A 19,795-nucleotide genomic window follows, 5' to 3' on the forward strand; every position below is an offset into this window, starting at 1 on the left:
CCATCGTGGACGTAGCAACGCGGTAGTTATTTGCCCAGTGCTCGGGAATATCAAATATCGGCCGGTAGTACCACCGCTCGAACGTTAGACCGGCATCGCTCGATAGCTGATCTAAGTCCGCGCACATAGAGGCGTTTAGCCTGATCGAGACGAATTGTTCGCTCTGAACCGGTCTGCCAAGAATAATTTCACGGACAATAGAATCTGATTTTGCGCTTCGCCGCAGGCGTAGTATTCCTGGGCGGTCCATCGACCGCGGCTTCTCCAGCTCATAGTCCGCCAGGGAGAAATGGAGTTCTCTGGCGATGTCCTCGAGGGATAGGAAGTGCTGGAGCTTCGTCAGCCGGACGGCTCCGACGCCAACCTGCTCCGTTGGCGACGGGGGCCGTTCCGCTGTGAGATTTGCCTGAGGCTTGGTGTTCGCACATCCTGCTAGACAAGCGGACAGCAACAAAGCCGGCAGCAAGCAGATCGATTTGACTTGCTTAGGCCTGCCCCGGTAACTCTGTCTAAAACCCGCCGATGGCATGTCCACTCCTTGTTACTCTGAGGTAACTGCCTTACTTCGGGAAATCTATCAGCAAAGTTCCGGGTAGATGCCTGTTTTGAAGTTGGGTGTCTAAGCCGTACGACAGAAGTACCCAGCCCTCAAGAGGTAGCGGTTTTCCAGGGTGCGTCTGCGCGGACGCCGATCGCCCGTGTGGAATGAATTCAGGTGGTCAAGAAGCGAGTGACTTCGGCCCAATTGTTGGAGGACAGGGCGACGTCTTCGAAGTCGCCTGCTTCCTCGTCGTAGCGCGAGACGCAGAAGCGCTGGGTCCTGCCGGACTCGCGGTCTGCGTAGTTGGCGTAGTCGACATACACCTTCAAGCCGCGCTCCTCGTTCTCGAACGACGGCGCTGCATCGATGTACTTCGATGTGTCGAAGTAACCTTCGGGCAGGGTCGGCAGAGTGGTGATGTCGTAGTCGGGAAATTCGCGACGCAGTCGTTCGAGGTTCATAAAGAAAGCATGTTGGGGCTAGGAGGCCCGACATTTTACGCTGTTCTGTATCGGCCGCCTATTTGCCTCAGATGCGCCAATAAGACGTATGCATGATCGCCTCAATCCTGAGGATTCTTTTCTGTTGCTCGGTCTTCGACAACAATCAGCGTGCATGTGCGGTATCCCCCGCTTAAATACCAAATAGTATTCGGATACTATGAAGTATGTTACTGTGCGTCTTTTCATTGCCGCTGTCTCCCATGTCTGTGAATCTGCATCTGCGAGCCGCCTGTTACGCGCTGGCGCTGACAGGGCTTGGCGCTTGCGCCGTCGGCCCGGACTTTGAAGCGCCCTCGATGGCACCGCCGGCGCAGTTGCTCGCAACACCCGTTGCCGCGGATATATCCGGATTCTCGAACGCACCCGTGGAGTCTGATTGGTGGGCGTTGTTCAACGATCCGTTGCTGTCGTCGCTCGAGGCGCGTGTTGCGGCCCAGAATCTCGAACTGCAAGCGGCCGAGGCACGGGTCGGACAGAGCCGTGCACGCTTGCGAGTAGTGGGCGCCGACGCTTATCCCACGTTCTCGGCCAATGGCTCCGAGTTACGTGAGCGAGCGAGTCCGAACGGCATTCTCAAATTGACCGGGACGTCTGGCGCGGTCAGCGCCACCGCCGCCAATGGCGCGGATCCGTTCGGCACAAGCGCGCTTAAGGGTGAGATGGGCTCACCGCCGTATAGCTTGTGGCAGTACGGCATTGACGCCAGCTGGGAGATCGATATCTGGGGAAAGGTCCGGCGCGCGAAGGAGTCGGCCAAGGCGACGTCTGATGCCGCGGTCTTTGACAGAGAGGCCGTGCGCGTGCTGGTTTCTGCTGAGGTTGCGCGCACATACCTCGCATTGCGCGGTGTGCAGGCAATGCTGGCGATCGCCCGAAAGAACCAGGACATCGCGCAAACCAGCCTACGGCTCGCCACCCGCCGGCAGGAACAGGGGGTGGCTACGAGCTACGACCCGGCCAGCGCGGGTGCCCAGCTCGCTACTGTTACGGCGTCCATTCCCGAACTCGAGCGCCAGCGCGCAGAGCTTATGAACGCGTTGGCCCTACTGCTCGGCGAAGCCCCGCACGCCCTCGACGACGAGCTTGGCGGAGAAGCGGGTATTCCGGCGCCACCAGCCATAGTTCCTCTAGGCCTCCCGTCGGATCTCGCACGCCGGCGTCCTGACATTCTGCGCGTCGAAGCCGAATTGCATGCGGCGACTGCGGCAATTGGCGTTGCGAAAGCAAACTTCTATCCCAGTGTGAGTCTGACCGGCAGCTTCGGCTTTCAGGCGCTCAAGTTCACCGAAGCAGGTGACTGGAGCGCGCGCCAGTTTGCGATTGGTCCCGTCCTGCACTTGCCGATCTTCGAAGGCGGTCGCCTGATGGGCACGCTCGCCTTGACTAAAGCTCGCCAGCAGGAGGCCGCGATTCGTTATCGGCAGACTGTATTGGCGTCATGGCACGAGGTGGATGACGCCATGACTGCATATCGCGCCGAACAGGCGCGCGACATGCAGCTCGGCGCCGCCGTGGAGAGCAACCGGATCGCGTTCCGAACAGCTCAGCAGCGCTATGCCCAAGGTGCAACAACATTCCTGTCGGTGTTGATCGCACAACGGGATCTACTGGCCAGCGAGAACGCTCTTGCACGCAGCCGTACTGACGTATCCATCTCGATGGTGAAGCTCTACAAGGTGTTGGGTGGTGGCTGGTCGCCCGGCGTGATCAGCGACGCTACCGAATAGAAAACCTGCGAACTCCTGCGGGATACATCGCAGCATATAAATACTATTTGGTATGCAAAATACGATAGCCGACTTTGTGCCGACCGCGGTGCAAACACCAGCGCCCGCCCCGACGGCCGCTACGCCACAACCGTTTAACGCCCGGATCTTTGTCGGTGTGCTCGGGGTATTCGTTGCGGCCATGATGTCCGGGCTGAACAATCGCATCGGGGGGCTTTCCCTTATCGACCTCAGAGGTGCCGCGGGAATCGGCGCGGACGAAGGCAGCTGGATCGTTAGCCTGTACTCGGCATTCGAGCTTGCAGCGATGCCTTTCGCTGCCTGGTTCGCTGTCACGCTGTCATTCCGGCGCTTTCATCTCGGCGTGGTCATGATATTTGCTGCGTTGGGACTGCTGACGCCATACGCAAGCGATATGACGACGTTGCTCGTACTGCGGAGTCTGCAGGGCTTTTCCGGAGGTCTGCTGATTCCTGTGTTGATGGCCGCCGCATTGCGATTCTTTCCGCTGCCATTGCGCCTCTATGGGCTTGCACTGTATGCGATGACAGCCACGTTCTCGCCGAACCTCGCCACATGGCTGTCGGCCACCTATACCGATACGCTGGGAAACTGGCATCTCGCCTACTGGCAGGTGATTCCTCTTGCCATCTTCTCAATCTGGGCCGTGGCGTGGGGCGTGCCACAAGATCCAGTCAGACTCGATCGCTTTCGGCAGATCAATCTTCCAGGCCTTGTGACGGGTGTCGCAGGGCTCGTGATGCTGGGCCTGGGCCTGACGCAGGGCGAGCGGTACGACTGGTTCCACGACACGCGAATCTGCTGGCTGTTCAGCGCTGGCATCGCGTTGACGGTTGTGTTCCTGCTGACTGAATGGTTTCACCCACTGCCGTTTATCAAGCTGCAATTGCTGAGTCGACGCAACCTGGGTCTGGGGTTTTCGGTCTTTTACGTCCTGATCGTGGTGCTTCTGTCCGGGTCACTACTGCCTTCGGCATTCCTCACTCACATCCATGGCTTTCGCACACCGTACATAGCGGTGCTCGGCTTGACCGTCGGCATTCCTCAACTCGTGTTGGGACCGTTCGTCTCGTTCCTGCTTTACAAGCGTTGGATGGATGCACGCTATATGTTTGCGGCCGGACTGCTTTGTATGGCGATGGCGTGCCTGATAGGTTCGCAAGTCACATCCGCATGGATGGCCTCGGAATTCCTTGCAGTGCAAATCCTTCAGGCGATCGGTCAGCCCATGGCGGTCATCTCCACGCTGTTCCTCGCCACGAGCGTGGTTCAGCCCATGGAAGGCCCAGTCATTTCTGGCATCGTCAATGTTCTGCGCGCATTGGGGACCGTTAGCGGCGCGGCAATCGTCGAGCGACTGATCGTCGTGCGGGAGCACGTCCACGCCAATGTCCTGCTCGATCGCGCCGTCCGCGTAGGTGCGGGTGTTGAACCGCTACACGGGGGTGCCAATGGGTCTTTGCCTCATCTCGCGGAACGCATCGTGCACCAGGCGTTTGTGCTGTCGATCGCCGATGCCTACCTTGTGCTCGGTCTGCTGGCGGTTGCTCTGGTCCCGTTCGTCCTGAATCTGCAGTACATCAAGCCGCCAGCACTAAACAAGCCTTCCAACTGAATCATCATGACTCTTCCCCGCCCCGCAAAGATCGCCGCATCCGTAGTCATCAGCTGCGCGATTGGCGCCACAGCCTATCTCTATTTCCGCGATGCGGGTCGTGCCTCGACCCAAACCACCACGGACGCATACGTACGTGCCGACACCACATTCGTTGCGCCCCGCGTCGCTGGGCAGATCGCTCAGGTGCTGGTGGAAGACAACCAAACCGTGAGGCAGGGACAACTCCTGGCCGTGATCGATGATCGAGATTTCGTCGTCGCGGTAGCGAGCGCAACGGCCGATGTAGACAACGCGCGTGCCGATATTCTCCGCCTCAAAGCTTCGCTGCAGCAACAGGGCAGCACGATCAAGCAATCCATCGCGACAATTTCTGCCGACGATGCGGCGATCAACTTCGCTGAGGCCGACGCCAAACGCTACGCCAACCTCGCGCAGGACGGCTCCGGCACTGTGCAGGAGCGGCAGCAGTCTCAGTCGCAACTGCAGGTTGCCATAGCGCGTCGCACCGAACACACCGCCGCACGCGATGCAGCGCAGCATCAAATCGGGGTACTGGAGGCGCAGGAGAAGCAGGCGGAGGCGCGTCTCGAGAAAGCCGTGGCGGCGCTCGCAGCGGCGAAGCTGAATCTGTCCTACACCAAGATCACGGCTCCAATCGACGGCACCGTTGGACAGCGAACACTGCGCGTTGGGGGCTATGTTCACATCGGCGCCCCGCTGCTCGCCGTGGTCCCACTTGGGCAGGCGTATATCGAGGCCAACTTCCGTGAAACGCAGCTCGAACGCGTGCGGCCCGGCCAAGTCGTTACAATCACCGTGGACATGCTGCCAGGGCTTGAACTCCGCGGGCATGTGGAGAGCGTGGCGCCTGCAAGCGGCATCGCGTTCTCCCCAATCGCCCCGGACAACGCCACCGGCAATTTTACGAAGGTGGTGCAGCGCTTGCCCGTAAAGATCAACATCGACAGCGGGCAGGACGCGGCTCGAAGCCTGCGCATCGGCATGTCCGTGGTTCCTACCGTGCACGTGAAGTCGTGACCGTCGGGAGAATGACGCAACACTGAGGCCCCAGGGAAAGAGACTGCATTGATGGCACGATTGACTAGACAGGAAAGCCGGGCGCTAACGCGCCAAAGGCTGATGGCCGCAGCCGGAAAGGTGTTTGCACGCGAAGGCCTTGGTGGCGCATCTATCGATCGAATCGTGGAAGAGGCGGGCTTCACCAAGGGGGCCTTCTATTCGAACTTCGCGTCGAAAGAGGACATTTTCCTGCAGTACGTTGAGGACGTCAGCTTTCGTGATGCAGCCGAACTCGAACACGTGACACTCGGTATCGAGGAGCCCGAGGCGCTGATCACCGCAATCTGTAACTGGGCTACGGCAACCTCACGCGAGCCCGGACCGCGCTCGCTCATCCTTGATCTGATTCGGCATGCCAAGCAGGATGCGGCCCTGACCAAACGTCACACCGAGATGTTCACGTATCAGTGGACCAAAGTCGGCACGGTGGTGTCGCGGATATTTCCAGAAGGGCAAGCACCGGCCACTCCGCTCGAGCTTGGCGCGCTCGTTATGGAGTTGACGTTCGGGATCGCGCTGCAATTCCACGCCGGCCCGTCCGCCGGCGACCTGATCGGCCTGTCGTTGCGAGCATTGCAGCGGGCGTCCGCGCACGGCCAGTTGGAAAAGCGGGACGCCCAGCGTCTTTAGTCGTCCATAAACGATACGAATTCGCTTAGATCGAGCTTGGCAATCGGCAGATTGTTCTCCGGAATACTGTTGTCGGCATAACCAAGCGACATGCCTGCGATGACCATTTCACCCTCCGGGATGCCAAGTTCATCGTGCAACACGGCCGACTGCAGTGACCAGATCTGTTGCGGACAGGTGTCGAGCCCTTCCGCGCGCGCGGCCAGCATGATGTTCTGCAGAAAGCAGCCGTAGCAAAGAAAGCTGGCCCACTCGAGTCGCCGGTCCATCGTGAAAATCAGTCCCACGGGCGCATCGAAGAAGCGGAACTGACGCTCCACGTCGCGCCGACGGCCCGCGATATCACTGCGGTGAACCCCCTGCGCATCGCCCAGCATGCCGCGAAACGTATTGAAGCGCGTCGAGAACGGCGCCGGCAGATCTTTTGGAAAGAACGGGTACTGCAATGGCAGGGTGTCAGGGGTGGCGCGATACGCCGCAACTGCAGCGTCAACAATCGCGTTGCGCCGATTGCCGGTGAGCACGTAGCAGCGCCACGGCTGTGTGTTGCTTGAGCTCGGCGCATGACTAGCGGCCGACAGAATGCGTTGCAATGTGGCAAGCGGAACCGGACGTGGATGAAATCCGCGCTTGCTGTGGCGGCCCCGCATGAGTGCTGCAACCAGCGCGCCCGCATCGGTTTGCATCTCGGGGACTACGTCGTGCTCCGTCCGGCTCTCCATCTCCAGTGTCTCCATGTCACCGCTCTCCGTGTGATGTTGTGTTGATGTACTCGTGAAAAATCATAGACACAACGATGCGGCTGCGGCGTTCAGATTCATGGACGAAACGTTCGCAAAAGCGGCGCGCACGGACAAAGCTGAATGACCTATCTTCTCCTTCACGATAATTGGAGACAGACAGATGGATCAGTTGACATGCCTGCCACAGGAGCATGTGGTGTGGGGCCGCGACATTCTCGCGCATGTGGCCGCTTCGCTCGGCGACTACAGCATCACGCGTCCGATCACCTTCACGGTGAGCTTCCTCGAGGGATTGCATGGAGAGTACCTCCTCCCCAACATGACCGACAGCGCTGGCATCTTTACCGACCTGCCACCGCATGTGCCGGACTTCGCGGTGCAGGCCGGACTGCGGGCCTGCCTGGCGTCGCGTGCGGAATCGATCGTGGCGCTTGGCGGAGGCTCGGTGCTCGATGCCGCGAAGGCCGTCTCCGCGCAACACTTTCGGGAGACTGGCCGCTATCTGCCGATCGCCGCCCTTCCGACCACGCTGTCTGGGTCCGAGTTCTCGCACTACTTCGGCGTCACCGAGACCAGCGGCACGCGCAAGTTCAAACGCAGCTACGCGGTGCGCGAGACGGTGCCGAAGCTCGTGGCGATCGATCCACAGCTGATCGCTGGCACTCCGCGCGAGCTGCTGCTGAGTTCGGCCATCAAAGGCATCGATCATGCCGTCGAAGGTATGCGACGCGTTGGCATCGACCATCCGCACGCGATACTCGCGGCACGTGGCGTGGAGCGCTTCCTTGACGTGCTCGAACGCTGGCCGAAGGGGCTCGAGACGCGTGCCGCCATCGAGCAGGATCTGATTTCCTTCGATGACTTGCTGCAACTCCAGCTAGCCGCCTGGCAGTGCTACTTCTATCCTGCCTCGGTGATCTACGGGCTGAGTCATCGCATCGGCCATATCCTCGGCGGTACCTTTGGCCTGCCGCATAGCATGACCTCCTGCGTCACGCTCGCACCCGTTATTCGTGCATGCGCCGGGACCTATGGCGACAAGCTTGGCATCTTCGGTAAAGATGCCGGCCATGCCAGCGCGGCGAATACGCTGGCCGACCGCATCGAGAGGGCGATCGAGGCACTGGAGCTGCCGAGCCGTCTGCGCGCCTTCGACCTGCCACGTGAGGTCTTGCCCGAGGTGGCGGCCATGTTGATGCAGCACTATCCGGACGAAGTCGCTGACCTCGGCGACGCGCCGGAACCGAAGCTCGCGGCGCTGCTGGAGGGACTGTGGTGATGGCGACTGCGATCGATCGACTGCCCGCCACCGCAAGTCTGCGCGAGTTGCGTCACGCGCTGATGACTGGAGCGCTCTCTGCTACCGCGCTCACGGAGCAGACACTGGAAGCCGCGGAAGCCAGCAAGCGTGACGTCAACGCATTCGCGGCCATCGACTGGGATCGTGCGCTCAGGGCTGCCGCCGATAGCGATCGGCGCTACGCCAATGGCACCGCGCGCGCGCTCGAGGGGTTGCCAATTGCCATCAAGGATCTGATCGACACCAGAGGCATCGATACCAGCTACGGCTCGGCCGCCTACCTTGACCATCGTCCCGACGCCGATGCCGATATCGTGCGATCGCTGGTGGAGCGTGGCGCGATCGTCATCGGCAAGACCACCACGCACGAGTTCGCGTGGGGCGTTACCACCGCAAGCGCGCGTCTGGGCGACACCCGCAATCCACGCGATTTGTCCCGCATTCCCGGCGGATCGAGCGGCGGCGCGGCCGCGGCAATTGCACATGGCGCAGTCACGGTGGGCGTGGGCACCGACACCGGCGGCTCGGTACGGATTCCGGCGGCGCTATGCGGCGTGGTCGGCTTCAAGCCCACGCGCGACACCCTGTCGACGCGCGGAGTGTTCCCGCTAGCCCCCACCTGCGACCACGTCGGCCTGCTCGGTAGGCAGGTCGATGATGTGCTGTGGCTCGCCAACGCGCTGCATATCGACGTGCCCGAAAGCGACGCCTGGCTCTCGGCACGGCTGGGCGTGGTGCGCACGATCGCTCCGGTGCCACTGGCGGCCGAGGTTGCCGCAGCCTTCGACAATGCAACGCGGCGCCTCTCGCACACGTTCGCGAGCATGGAAATCGGCGACCACGGGCTGTTCGACGATGCATTCCAGGCGTTCGCGACCATCGTGCTCGTCGAAGGCGGTATCGAACATTTCCGGCGCAATGACTGGGATCGCATCGCCACGCATTACAGCCCCGAGACCGTGGACCGCCTCGAACGTGCGCAGGGTATGGACCTCGCCAGGTATCTCGCCGCTCAAGATGCGCGCCGCCGTTTGACGGCTGGCCTCCAGGCTGTGATGGCCTCGGTCGACTACCTCGTGCTGCCCACCTGTCCGTGCACGGCGCCGCCGCTCGGTGCGGACAACGTCCGCATCGGCGACTGGACCGGCACCGTGCGCGAGGCGCTGATGACGTATACCGCGCCATTCAACCTTGCCGGCTTTCCGGCCATATCGCTGCCGCTGCCATCCAGTACTACCGATCTGCCAACCGCATTACAGATCGTGGCGCGCCCCGGCGACGACGGCGCACTACTGCAGATTTCGCAGCAGATCGAAGCCCTGCTGCACGATGGCATCGCGCGACAGGCCTGATTACGACCCCCACCCACGAGGAGACCATGATGAGCGACACCGAGCCGGGAATCACGCCCGCAGGGCATACACCTTACAGCGCGTGGATACAGACGGACGTGCTGCACACATTGCAACGCCCTGTCAGCAATCACCCCGGAGAGCACGCGTGGATCACGTCCGTGCAGGTATCCGAGCTGTACTGGATGCTGATCATTCGGGAGATCGAGACCGCGCAACGGCAGTTGCGCGCCGACGATCTGCCGCAGGCCTGTCGCACGCTGGAGCGTATCGTTGCGCATCACGTGCCGCTCAACGCCACGTGGAAGTCGATCGCATGGATGACACCGACCGACCTGTTGTCGATTCTGTCGCGCGCGGTGGAAACCTACGGCAAGGACACCGCGCTACAAGGGTGGACCTACCGCCAGATGGTCTATCTGCTGGGCATTCGGCAAGAGGAACACCTGCAGCACTTTACGCCGCAGCCCGCACGCTGGCAGCAACTGAACCAGGTGCTGAGCGAACCAAGCCTCTATGACGATGTGCTCGCGTACCTCGATCGCGCGGGCTTCGCGGTTCCCGCCGCCGTGCGCGTGCGCGATTACCGGCAGCCGTACGTACCGACCACAGCCGTTGAGCAAGTATGGCGCGATATTTACGGGAACGCCGCGCTCTCTCCCGACCTCCGCCGGCTCGGCGAGACGCTCGCCGATATCGCCGAGGGCTTTGCGGAATGGAAGCATCTGCATCTGATGGCGACTCGGCGCACATTTGGACATCGTGCCGCGTACTTCGGCACCGAGGGCATTGCCTGGCTGCGACCAACGCTGGACGAGCTACCGTTTCCGGAACTGTGGAGCGCCCGCGGAATGATCGGCGATCCGCCCGCCGCCTGTCCGCATATGCACAAACGGGAGCGCACATGAATACGAACGAGTTGAATGCACTGACCGCGCGGGCCCGCGCGGCGATGGCGGATAGCCGGCGTAGCACAGTCGTTGGTGACGACCATGCCCCGCGCTTCGAGCTGTTCCACGCGGCAAGCTCGCTGTGCTCGCAGAAAGTGCGTACGGTGCTGGCGGAGAAGGCGCTGGGATATCGCTCGAATGACATGCTCATTCTCAGTGCGATGGATGGCGACCGCATTGTGCCGGCTGAGCACTACTCGCCGTCCTATGTCAAGCTGAGGCTCTACGCGGGTCGCGAGATCGGCACCACATTCGTCGATGGCTACAGCGGGCGCACATCGGTGGAGACCGAAGGGTTCGACCCGTGCGTAGTGCCGTTGTTGATCGACTATGAAGCCGGGCGCGTTATCGCCGATTCGCTGCGCATCTGCTGCTACCTGGATTCGGTGTCATCCGAGCCGATCCGTCTGGTGCCGGAGGACGCCGATGCGCGTGCCCTAGTCATGCAACAGGCGGCCATCGTCGATCGCATTCCCAACGGCGCGTTGTTGTATGGTTTTCATCCCGATGCCGATCGGCGCCCCGAGGCGCTCAAATCCGTTATGGCTACCGTCTATGATGCCAAGATTCTCGCGCTCGAAGCGATGATCGATATCAATGCATCGGATGCGGATCTCGTGGCCGCTTATCGGGCCAAGATCTCGAAGGAGCAAGGCGGCAAGGCCGTCTGTCATGACGCGGGATTTCAGCGCAGTACGCGCCAGCATGTCATGGATCTGCTTCGCGAGCTCGAGCGCACGCTGGCTGGCCGCGCCGCACCCTGGATCACGGGCCCTTCCTTCTCGCTCGCGGATGTGATGTGGGGCGTCAATCTGACGCGACTCGCCTATCTGGGCCTGGCATCGATGTGGGATGAGCTGCCTGCGGTGAGCCGCTATATGGGCACGCTGCTGAAGCGGCCATCGCTGCGCGAAGAAGTCGTGCAGGCCACGCTCGATTCTCTGCCGCCTTCGTCGTACATGGATGCGCTGAGCGGAGGCGTGCGCTTGCACGTGGCTTGAGTCGTGGCTTGAGTCGCTTCCGGGCTCTCTCCCGCATCCGGGAGAGAGCCTTTTTTATTGCAGATCTACATTCAGGCCGCGACGGCCTCCGGGTGTCCATGCAGCGCGTGCGCGACCTGTGTCACACGACGCCCCTGGAAGCGAGCGACGGCAAGATGATCCGCATCTGGCTTCAGCGAATCCTGCCGCGACACGTGGGTGGCGCCGTAGGGCGTGCCCGCCTTGAACATCGCCGCGTCTGCATAACCCAGCGGCACAATGACCAGACCCAGATGCGCCATGGGCGCATAGATCGACAGCAGCGTTGATTCGTTACCGCCGTGCAGTGACGACGTCGAGCCGAACACCGAACCGACCTTGCCGTTGAGCTTGCCCTGGAACCACAGCCCACCGAGGCCATCGATGAACGCCTTGAGCTCAGAAGTAATCGAACCAAAGCGCGTGGGCGTACCGAACACGATGGCATCGGCCCATTCGACATCGGCTTCGGTCGGCGCCTCGTACTTCGCGTTCATGGCATTGGCGTTATCGAGCCAGCCGGGTACCTGCTGCATGACGTCGGCGCCAACGAGTTCGCGCACGCGGCGCAGTCGTACTTCCGCGCCTGCTTCGATGGCACCCTCGGCAACGGCTCTTGCCAGTTGCTCGGTGGACTGGTTGCGCGAATAGAAGGCGATCAGGACTTTAGGTTTGTTCATAGTCGTCGGGAAAGGAGTTGGACGGGTTCAGACGGAAATTGGCTCGAGACGCGAGAGCAGTTCGTCCTTGCGATCGACTAGCCAGGGCGGCAGCTGGAACTCTTCGCCGAAATGGCCGGGGTCTTCGTCGATCGCAAAGCCAATATCGGTGGTGGCGGCCTCGAAGATCACGCCGCCGGGCATCTTGAAATACATCGAGCGGAAGTAGTTACGGTTCACGGACTCCGAGGTATCGATGTAGCCGAGTCCCATGAACTTGTCCTTTAGCGTCATCTGCTGCTCGATCGTATCCACCGCGAACGCGACGTGGTGGATGGTGCCTTCGCCGTACACCGAGGAACCCTGCAGACGATCCGGCTCATGGAAGAACTCGACGACCATGCCTGGGCCGCCCGTATGCGTCTCGAAACGATGGTAGGGACCCTCGTCGCCGACGAGGCGGAAGCCAATCGCCTCGCTCATAAAGCGCACCGACTCCTCCACCTCGCGCAGCGACAGCGTGATGCTGTGCACGCCGCGCACCGCGTAAGCCTCGGGCACATTGTTCTCCACGCACGGCGGTCGCTGGTCGAGGTCTGACTCCACGAGGTCGAACTCGATGCCGCACGGATGGTAGAAGCGCTGACGCCGCTCGCCAAAGCGCGCGACGATATCGGCGTCATATCGAATGTTCATGGCATCGAAGCGCGCACGCCAGAATTCGAGCGAGCCATTCGGTACCGAGTAGTTGATCACGCGCACCTGTCCAGAGCCAGGACGTGCCACCACGCCGCGCTGCCGAAACGGGAACGACGTCACTAGCGTGCCGGGATCACCGTTCGCATTGCCGTAATAGAGATGGTAGATCGGATCCTCGCCATCGAGCAGGACGGTCTTCTTGACGAGGCTCTGGCCGAGCAGCTTCACGTAGAAATCCACGTCTTCCTGTGCGTGTCGAACGCCGGCAGTGAGGTGGTGAAATCCCTTGATCATGGACATCGTCTTCTCCAGATTGATGTGTTGTACCGGGACAGCCATTGAACTCTCCCTCGTGCAACAGCTTAAGCGCTCGATTTCGTTTGAGAAGCGTCAGAACGTGTACGCAGGGTTCGGCAAAGTCGAACGATGAGCAAGGTATTTCCCGATGCGTCACACGCCTGTCATGGAGTAACATCGATCTGGTTGTTCCCCCTAAAAGACATGGACGCCCCCACAATGCCATGCTGGATTTGAAGGATGTGTATTTCTTCGTTCAGGTTGTCGACCGCGGTGGCTTCACCTCGGCTGGCGATGCATTGCGACTGCCTAAGTCGACGCTCAGCCATCGTGTGAAGGAACTGGAAGCGGCACTGGGCGTGAGGCTGATCAATCGGACCTCGCGCCAGTTCGCGATGACCGAGGTCGGCAAGGAGTTCTATCAGTACGCCATGGCGCTGCTGCGCAGTGCGGAGGTGGCCGAGGAAGCGATGCGGCAACGGCTGGCGGAGCCAAGCGGCGTGATTCGCGTGACGACCGCCGCGGAGATCGCCCAGTTCGCTCTGCGTCATGTGCTGCCGACATTCCTGACTGACCATCCCAAGGTGAAGATCGTCGAGACTGCCACGGATCGTGTGCTCGATATCGTCGGCGACGGTTTCGACCTCGCCATCCGTGGACACAACGGTCTGCTGCAGGACTCGGATCTCGTACAGCATCCGCTGGCACGCGCCCCGTGGTACTTGTTTGCCGGCGCCGAATATCTGCAGCGCATGCCGGCGCCGCGGGAACCAGAAGAGCTGGCGGCGCATTCGATCATCGCGCTAACCGGCAAGTCGGCACAACATTGGAATCTCCAGGGGCCGGACAAGCGTGTGGTGTCGATCCCGTTGGACCCGCGCTTCCAAAGCAACAGCCTGATCTCGCTGAAGGAGGCAGCCTGCGCGAACATTGGCATCGCGGCCCTGCCCGGCTACATCTGCCAGACGGAGCTCAGGGCGGGCGAGTTGCGTCAGATCCTGCCCGATTGGATTGCGGCCGATGCACGCATTACCGCGCTGATTCCTTACCGCACCGGACTTCTCCCAGCGGTGCGGACGCTCGTGGACTACCTGGCGGTAGTCTTGCCGAAGGTCACGGCGTTCGACCGCGCCTGAAGACAGTTTCAGGGCGGTACTGGGTCGGTGTTGATTGTCGCTTTCAAATCAACTTACTGAATACGGCTGGGGTGCTACTGCCCGCCGTCTCCTCTGCCTAAGATGTGTTCCACGATCTGGCGTCACCGAGCGCGAAACGCGCGGATCCGGATCGTGCTTGTGAATCGCGCCTCCCGGCGCGGCTAACCCCCACACATTCTTAGGACTAAAAAATGAGCGCAACAACCCGCAATGTGCAGCCAGTTCTCGCAGCCTTTGGCAAGGAAGGTTCCGGCGAGCTCGTATCCTCCCGATATGGCGTGCGCATCGGTGATGTCGACGTCGTGCTGATCAGCGACGGTGTCCTGCCGCTTCCGACTTCGACGATGTCCACCAACGTGAGCGAAGCAGATCGTAACGAATGGTTCGACGGCCGCTTCCTGCAGCGCGACATGTTCGACTGGGCGCTGAACATCGCGCTCGTGCGCAGCGGCGAGCGTCTGATCCTGATCGATTCGGGCGTGGGCGACGGCTTCGAGTACTTCACGCGCGCTGGCCAGTCGATGATGCGCCTGGAAACCGCCGGCATCGATCTGAGCGCCATCACCGATATCGTGATCACGCATATGCATATGGACCACGTCGGCGGGCTCAACAACGACGGTGTCAAGGCCAAGCTGCGCCCGAACGTACGCATCCACGTAGCGGCTGCCGAAGTCGAGTTCTGGAAGAACCCGGACTTCAGCAGGACGGTGATGCCGGAATCGGTGCCTCCCGCGCTACGCAAGGCCGCGGCGACGTTCGTCGAGCTCTACAGCGAGAACATCATGCAATTCGACCAGACCGTGCAGATCGCGGCGGGCGTATCGGCACGCGTGACGGGTGGCCATACCCCAGGACACTGCGTGGTGGACGTGGACTCGCAGGGTGAGAAGTTGACGTTCGTCGGCGACGCTGTGTTTGAAGTCAATTTCGACAACCCTGATTGGCAAAACGGTTTCGAGCACGACCCCGAAGGCTGCGTTGATGTGCGTATCGCGCTGTTCGACGAAGCCGCCGCAACCGGCTCGCTGCTGGCCGCCGCACACGTTGCTTTCCCCTCCATCGGTCACGTCGCGAAGACCGACAATGGTTACCGCTTCGTCCCGGTGCAATGGGACTATTGATTGATCCTCCGCGGTCATAGAAAACATTTCGACGTAGGTCTTCTTTGGGAAGCCAACCATGCTGTACGGCAATCGCCTGCATTCAACTTTTGTCTCCTTGGCACTTCTGACCGTGATTCCAACCACGGCGTTTGCTAAGCCCTTCACTGTGAATGTTGACGACCTGGGACGGGATCGGGCGTTCATCAATGCGCAGGTCTACGACGGGTTCGGGTGCCACGGCGAGAATATCTCGCCGCGCATTTCGTGGACCCAGGTTCCGCGTGGGACGAAGAGCATCGTTGTCACGATTCACGATCCTGATGCCCCGACCGCTGGGCTTGGCTGGACACACTGGAAGGTTGTCAACATTCCTCCGTCGACATCTTCCATTCCTAAAGGGGCGTCGGGGAACCCATCTCTATTGCCCGCCGGTGCGCTAGAGACAATGACCGATTTTGGAGCATCGAAGTACGGCGGCCCTTGCCCACCACAGGGTGAGTCACATCGTTACGTCGTCACCATTTCGGCGCTCTCTGTCGCGAGTATCGATGTGAAGCCAGAATCGAGCCCCGCGCTTGTCGCATATCAGATGCACGGAAACATCATTGCGCAGGCTCGATTCGTCGCGAGATACCGCAGGACATGATCCCTCCGCCTGAGCGGCTTGGATTCTCCATTTGGGACGCCGATACCGTCACCGATAACCCAAAGGTTGGGTTCAGTTCCGCTCGGATGTTGCCGATATAGAGGTCGGCTACAGGAGCAAGAAGTGAACGTAGAAAGCATCATGTCCAAACGCCTCGCTACGGTGGGGTTCGACGATCTGCTGACGACCGTCAAGGAGATCTTCGACGAGGCGAGTTTCCACCATCTGCTGGTGGTCGAGGATGGCAAGCTGCGCGGGGTCGTGTCCGACCGGGACCTGCTGCGCGCCATGAGCCCTTTTATCGGCAGCAATGTGGAGAACGCCCGGGATCTCGCCACGCTGAACAAGCGCGTGCACCAGATCATGTCGCGTCAGCCACTGACGCTTCCACCGGAAGCCACGATTGCGGATGCCATCGCCTTGTTCCTCGCGAACAACGTCTCGTGCATTCCCATCGTCACGCCTGCGTTTGAACCGGTGGGGATCGTCAGCTGGCGCGATATCCTGCGGGCAGTGGGCGAGCGCGACGGCGCCAACGCCGACTTGTCCTAGAAGCTAGCCTGAAGCTCTTGGACCTTGGTCCAATGGCAGGCGAGCATGAATCGGACTACCGTGTCCCGAACAAATCGGGAGCACCATCATGAAGCGAGTAGCTATTCTTATCGCCGCCATTCTTGCGATGTCCGCATTGCCTGCTACCGCGCAAACGGCGAGCGGATCAAAGTCGCAACCGCCCAGCGACGAGATTGTCCAGATGCGCCAGGAAATCTCTGCGGCGCGAAAGACATACAACGCCAAGGTAGCGGAGGCAAAGAAGACTTACGACGAGGCGAAGGCCGCTGCAGCGAAAGAACGTGATGCGGCGATCTCCGCTGCGCGAGCCACTGCGAATCAGAAGAAGTCGTAACGGCTTCATGGCGCATCATGGCCAAGGCAAGCAGAGTCCGTCGTAATGAGGAAAGCCCTTCTATATCCGTTTACCTCACTGCCGACGAACACGCCGCCAATGGGCGGGCGCTGCGCGATAACGTGCCGCGCTCGTCCCAGGCCGGGTGGAAACCCGCGGACACGCGCCCGGATGCGGTGGCACTGCTGGAGAAATCGAACGCGGGACGAATGCAGGAACTCGTGCCCATTCGCTTCGGCCGAATGTCGAGTTCGCCTTTCGCTTTCTATCGAGGCGCGGCCGCCATCATGGCCGCCGATCTGGCAACCACGCCATCCAGCGGCATCCGCGTGCAGAGTTGCGGCGATGCGCATTTGATGAACTTCGGCGGATTCGCCACGCCGGAGCGCAATATCATCTTCGACATCAATGACCTCGATGAAACCCTTCCGGCTCCTTTCGAATGGGACTTGAAGCGACTCGCCGCCAGCATCGTGATCGCGGCCGATCATCTGGCACTACCCAGGAGCGATGCGGCACGCGTGGCAACCGACTGCGTGCGCGAGTACAGGGAACGGATACATAACTACGCGGGCATGCGCGCGCTAGACGTCTGGTATGACCGTATCGATCTGCAAAAGTACGAAGATCGTACCGGCGATCCGAAGGTCGTCGAGGCCGCACGCAAACGGTTGGCCGAACGCATCGAGGCGGAACGTCGCAAATCAACGCCCGACCACCTCTACCCAAAATTTATCGCTGAAGAAGGATTGCAGCCCAGAATCAAAGACGAGCCGCCGCTGATCTTCCATCCGTCTGAAGAGCTGGCTCCGGGTCTGTCCACTGGCTACAAGCATGCCATCGAACAGTACCGCGAAAGCCTGGCTGACCATACCCGCGTGCTATTCGACCGCTTCCATTTCTTTGATCTGGCCATCAAGGTTGTCGGCGTGGGCAGTGTCGGCACGATGTGCGCCGTCTGCCTGTTCATGGCGGCCGACAACGATCCGCTGTTCCTTCAGGTGAAGGAGGCCCGGGAGTCGGTGCTGGAGCCTTATGCCGGCAAGAGCGCGTACGACAACCACGGCCAGCGAGTCATTGTGGGGCAGCGGCTCATGCAGGCCGCCACCGATGTATTCCTCGGCTGGACCCGCGGCAAGAATGGCCGGCACTTCTACATCCGTCAGTTGCGGGATATGAAAATGTCGGCCGTCATAGAGGACTGGGACAGCGGCATGCTCAGGCAGTACGGCAGAATGTGCGCCCATGCCCTGGCACGCGCGCATGCACGGACGGGAGACGCCGCAATGATGGCGGGTTATATGGGCTCCGGTCAGACCTTTGACGACGCCATCTGTGAGTTCGCGACAGAATACGCGTCCCAGAACCGGAGCGACTTCCGGGCCTTCCTCGCAGCGATTCGGCAAGGGCGGATTCACGTGGAGATCGAGGCCATTTGAGAATGCGGCCCCGATGCACTAAGCAATGATATTGACACCCCCGTCGATATACAGCGTCTCCCCAGACAATCGCGTTGCATACGAACTGGCAAGAAACGCGCAGGTAAAGCCAACGTCCATGATATCGACCAGTTCGCCCAGCGGCGCGCGGTTTCCGGCGTCGTTCAGCATGAGTTCGAAGTCCTTGAGACCCGAGGCCGCGCGTGTCTTGATCGGACCCGGAGAGATCGCATGGACGCGGATGCGCTGCGGACCGAGCTCATAGGCCAGGTATCGTACCGTCGCCTCCAGTGCAGCCTTTACAGGGCCCATCACGTTGTAGTTCGGCACTACCTTGTTGGCACCGTGATAACTCATTGCGAATAGTGCGCCGCCGTCTTGCATAAGCGGCACCGCGCGCCGCGCCAACCGAATGAACGAGTGGCAGGAGATATCCATGGCCATTCCGAAGCCTTCGCCCGAACAGTTGAGCAGCCCTCCCTGCAGATCCTCCTTCGGTGCCCAGGCAATGGAATGCACAACGATATCGAGCTTTCCCCAGGTCTGCGAGATCTGGTCGAACACCGAATCCAGCTCGTCGGGCTTTGTCACGTTAAGTGGCAGGAAGAGCGATGCGCCAAGCTCGCGCGCCACCGGTTCAACATGTTGCCGAGCCTTCTCGTCGGCATAGGTGATGGCGACCTCGGCACCAAGCTCGCGGAAGGCCTTTGCGCAGCCATAGGCGATCGAGCTGTCGTTCGCGATGCCGCAGATCAGTGCTCTCTTACCCGTCAGAACGGCGGGCGGCGCATGGGTGGTCATGGTCAGTCTCCTCTCGTCCCCTATGAGGCGTCTTTGCTGCGAAAGGCGACTGCACGGGTATGTCTGGCGATCATCAGTTCTTCGTCCGTGGGGATCACCCGCACTGCGACGCGACTGGACGCGCTGCTGAGCAACGGTTCGCCACGGGCGTTGGCCTCGATATCGAGCGCCACGCCGAGCCATGCGGCCTGCTGACACACCTGCTGGCGGATGTATGCCGCGTTCTCGCCCACGCCCGCCGTAAACACCAGCGCATCGAGGCCCTGCAGCGCAGCGGCAAGACTGCCAAGTTCTCGACCGATCCGGTATGTGTAGAGCGCGACGGCCAATCGCGCCCGTGGAACATCGCTGGCCAGCAGATCGCGCATGTCGCTGGAGATTCCGGAAACACCGAGCAAGCCGGATTTCCGGTACAGCAGATCCTCTACCGCGCGTACATCGAGCTTCAGTTCATCCATGAGAAAGAGGATGACTCCCGGGTCGAGACTGCCGCTACGCGTGCCCATTGGGAGCCCGTCTACCGCGGTAAAGCCCATCGTACTCGCCACGAACAGCATGGATGTATACGAACGACACGCGGCGAGACGCAGGGGAACGAGT

Annotated in this window: 19 protein-coding genes and 1 pseudogene; 14 read left to right on the plus strand and 6 right to left on the minus strand. The window is 61.0% G+C overall.

Going from position 1 to position 19,795, the window contains the following annotated elements:
- Positions 1-711: 711 nt before the first annotated feature.
- On the minus strand, positions 712-1,002 hold the full coding sequence (locus LDO41_RS31820; RefSeq protein WP_223995468.1) for a hypothetical protein: 291 nt from the start codon (positions 1,000-1,002) through the stop codon (positions 712-714).
- Positions 1,003-1,244: 242 nt separating this feature from the next.
- On the opposite strand from LDO41_RS31820, the gene LDO41_RS31825 reads away from it, so the two are divergent.
- From LDO41_RS31825 to LDO41_RS31840, 4 genes are all read left to right on the plus strand, one after another.
- Complete coding sequence (locus LDO41_RS31825) at positions 1,245-2,771, plus strand: efflux transporter outer membrane subunit (protein ID WP_223995470.1); 1,527 nt, start codon at positions 1,245-1,247, stop codon at positions 2,769-2,771.
- 76 nt (positions 2,772-2,847) lie between these two features.
- Entirely contained in the window at positions 2,848-4,407 is a 1,560-nt protein-coding gene (locus LDO41_RS31830; protein WP_223995472.1) for an MFS transporter, read from the plus strand.
- Between the two features lie 6 nt (positions 4,408-4,413).
- Positions 4,414-5,448, plus strand: coding sequence for an HlyD family secretion protein (locus tag LDO41_RS31835; protein ID WP_223995474.1), 1,035 nt, complete (start codon positions 4,414-4,416; stop codon positions 5,446-5,448).
- A 51-nt stretch (positions 5,449-5,499) separates the two neighbouring features.
- Positions 5,500-6,120 (plus strand): TetR/AcrR family transcriptional regulator, encoded by a 621-nt coding sequence (locus LDO41_RS31840; RefSeq protein WP_223995477.1) that lies wholly within the window; start codon positions 5,500-5,502, stop codon positions 6,118-6,120.
- Here LDO41_RS31840 and LDO41_RS31845 read toward each other — a convergent pair.
- Entirely contained in the window at positions 6,117-6,806 is a 690-nt protein-coding gene (locus tag LDO41_RS31845) for a nitroreductase (RefSeq protein ID WP_223995570.1), read from the minus strand. The genes LDO41_RS31840 and LDO41_RS31845 overlap by 4 nt on opposite strands.
- A gap of 217 nt (positions 6,807-7,023) precedes the next feature.
- On the opposite strand from LDO41_RS31845, the gene LDO41_RS31850 reads away from it, so the two are divergent.
- From LDO41_RS31850 to LDO41_RS31865, 4 genes are read left to right on the plus strand one after another with little or no spacing between them, the layout of a single operon-like run.
- Positions 7,024-8,142 (plus strand): iron-containing alcohol dehydrogenase, encoded by a 1,119-nt coding sequence (locus LDO41_RS31850; RefSeq protein ID WP_223995479.1) that lies wholly within the window; start codon positions 7,024-7,026, stop codon positions 8,140-8,142.
- Positions 8,142-9,515 carry an amidase gene (locus LDO41_RS31855; protein WP_223995480.1) on the plus strand — a complete coding sequence of 458 codons (1,374 nt, stop codon included), beginning with the start codon at positions 8,142-8,144 and terminating at the stop codon, positions 9,513-9,515. Before LDO41_RS31850 ends, LDO41_RS31855 begins: the two co-directional genes overlap by 1 nt.
- A gap of 29 nt (positions 9,516-9,544) precedes the next feature.
- Complete coding sequence (locus LDO41_RS31860; protein ID WP_223995571.1) at positions 9,545-10,423, plus strand: tryptophan 2,3-dioxygenase; 879 nt, start codon at positions 9,545-9,547, stop codon at positions 10,421-10,423.
- Positions 10,420-11,466 carry a glutathione S-transferase family protein gene (locus LDO41_RS31865; protein ID WP_223995482.1) on the plus strand — a complete coding sequence of 349 codons (1,047 nt, stop codon included), beginning with the start codon at positions 10,420-10,422 and terminating at the stop codon, positions 11,464-11,466. Before LDO41_RS31860 ends, LDO41_RS31865 begins: the two co-directional genes overlap by 4 nt.
- Before the next feature lie 71 nt (positions 11,467-11,537).
- On the opposite strand, the gene wrbA is transcribed toward LDO41_RS31865, so the two are convergent.
- Positions 11,538-12,164, minus strand: a complete 627-nt coding sequence (wrbA, locus tag LDO41_RS31870; RefSeq protein WP_223995485.1) for an NAD(P)H:quinone oxidoreductase — start codon at positions 12,162-12,164, stop codon at positions 11,538-11,540.
- Between the two features lie 27 nt (positions 12,165-12,191).
- A complete protein-coding gene (locus LDO41_RS31875; RefSeq protein WP_223995487.1) occupies positions 12,192-13,142 on the minus strand; it encodes a ring-cleaving dioxygenase in 951 nt (316 codons plus the stop codon).
- 221 nt (positions 13,143-13,363) lie between these two features.
- On the opposite strand from LDO41_RS31875, the gene LDO41_RS31880 reads away from it, so the two are divergent.
- The 6 genes from LDO41_RS31880 to LDO41_RS31905 all read left to right on the plus strand — a co-directional run bounded on the left by LDO41_RS31880 (position 13,364) and on the right by LDO41_RS31905 (position 18,394).
- On the plus strand, positions 13,364-14,275 hold the full coding sequence (locus LDO41_RS31880; protein ID WP_223995489.1) for a LysR substrate-binding domain-containing protein: 912 nt from the start codon (positions 13,364-13,366) through the stop codon (positions 14,273-14,275).
- Between the two features lie 212 nt (positions 14,276-14,487).
- On the plus strand, positions 14,488-15,420 hold the full coding sequence (locus LDO41_RS31885; RefSeq protein WP_223995491.1) for an MBL fold metallo-hydrolase: 933 nt from the start codon (positions 14,488-14,490) through the stop codon (positions 15,418-15,420).
- 58 nt (positions 15,421-15,478) lie between these two features.
- Entirely contained in the window at positions 15,479-16,048 is a 570-nt protein-coding gene (locus LDO41_RS31890) for a YbhB/YbcL family Raf kinase inhibitor-like protein (RefSeq protein ID WP_223995493.1), read from the plus strand.
- Positions 16,049-16,189: 141 nt separating this feature from the next.
- Complete coding sequence (locus tag LDO41_RS31895) at positions 16,190-16,600, plus strand: CBS domain-containing protein (protein ID WP_377743973.1); 411 nt, start codon at positions 16,190-16,192, stop codon at positions 16,598-16,600.
- 88 nt (positions 16,601-16,688) lie between these two features.
- Positions 16,689-16,955 (plus strand): hypothetical protein, encoded by a 267-nt coding sequence (locus tag LDO41_RS31900; RefSeq protein ID WP_223995497.1) that lies wholly within the window; start codon positions 16,689-16,691, stop codon positions 16,953-16,955.
- 17 nt (positions 16,956-16,972) lie between these two features.
- Positions 16,973-18,394 (plus strand): DUF2252 domain-containing protein, encoded by a 1,422-nt coding sequence (locus tag LDO41_RS31905; protein WP_223995499.1) that lies wholly within the window; start codon positions 16,973-16,975, stop codon positions 18,392-18,394.
- Between the two features lie 18 nt (positions 18,395-18,412).
- Here the strand turns inward: LDO41_RS31905 and fabI are convergent, their stop codons facing one another.
- Entirely contained in the window at positions 18,413-19,195 is a 783-nt protein-coding gene (gene fabI, locus LDO41_RS31910) for an enoyl-ACP reductase FabI (protein WP_223995501.1), read from the minus strand.
- Positions 19,196-19,215: 20 nt separating this feature from the next.
- Positions 19,216-19,743, minus strand: a pseudogene (locus LDO41_RS31915) (acetate/propionate family kinase); the annotation flags it as partial.
- Positions 19,744-19,795 lie beyond the last annotated feature (52 nt).

Source organism: Cupriavidus pampae (assembly GCF_914271485.1).
GTDB classification, from domain to species: Bacteria; Pseudomonadota; Gammaproteobacteria; order Burkholderiales; family Burkholderiaceae; genus Cupriavidus; species Cupriavidus pampae.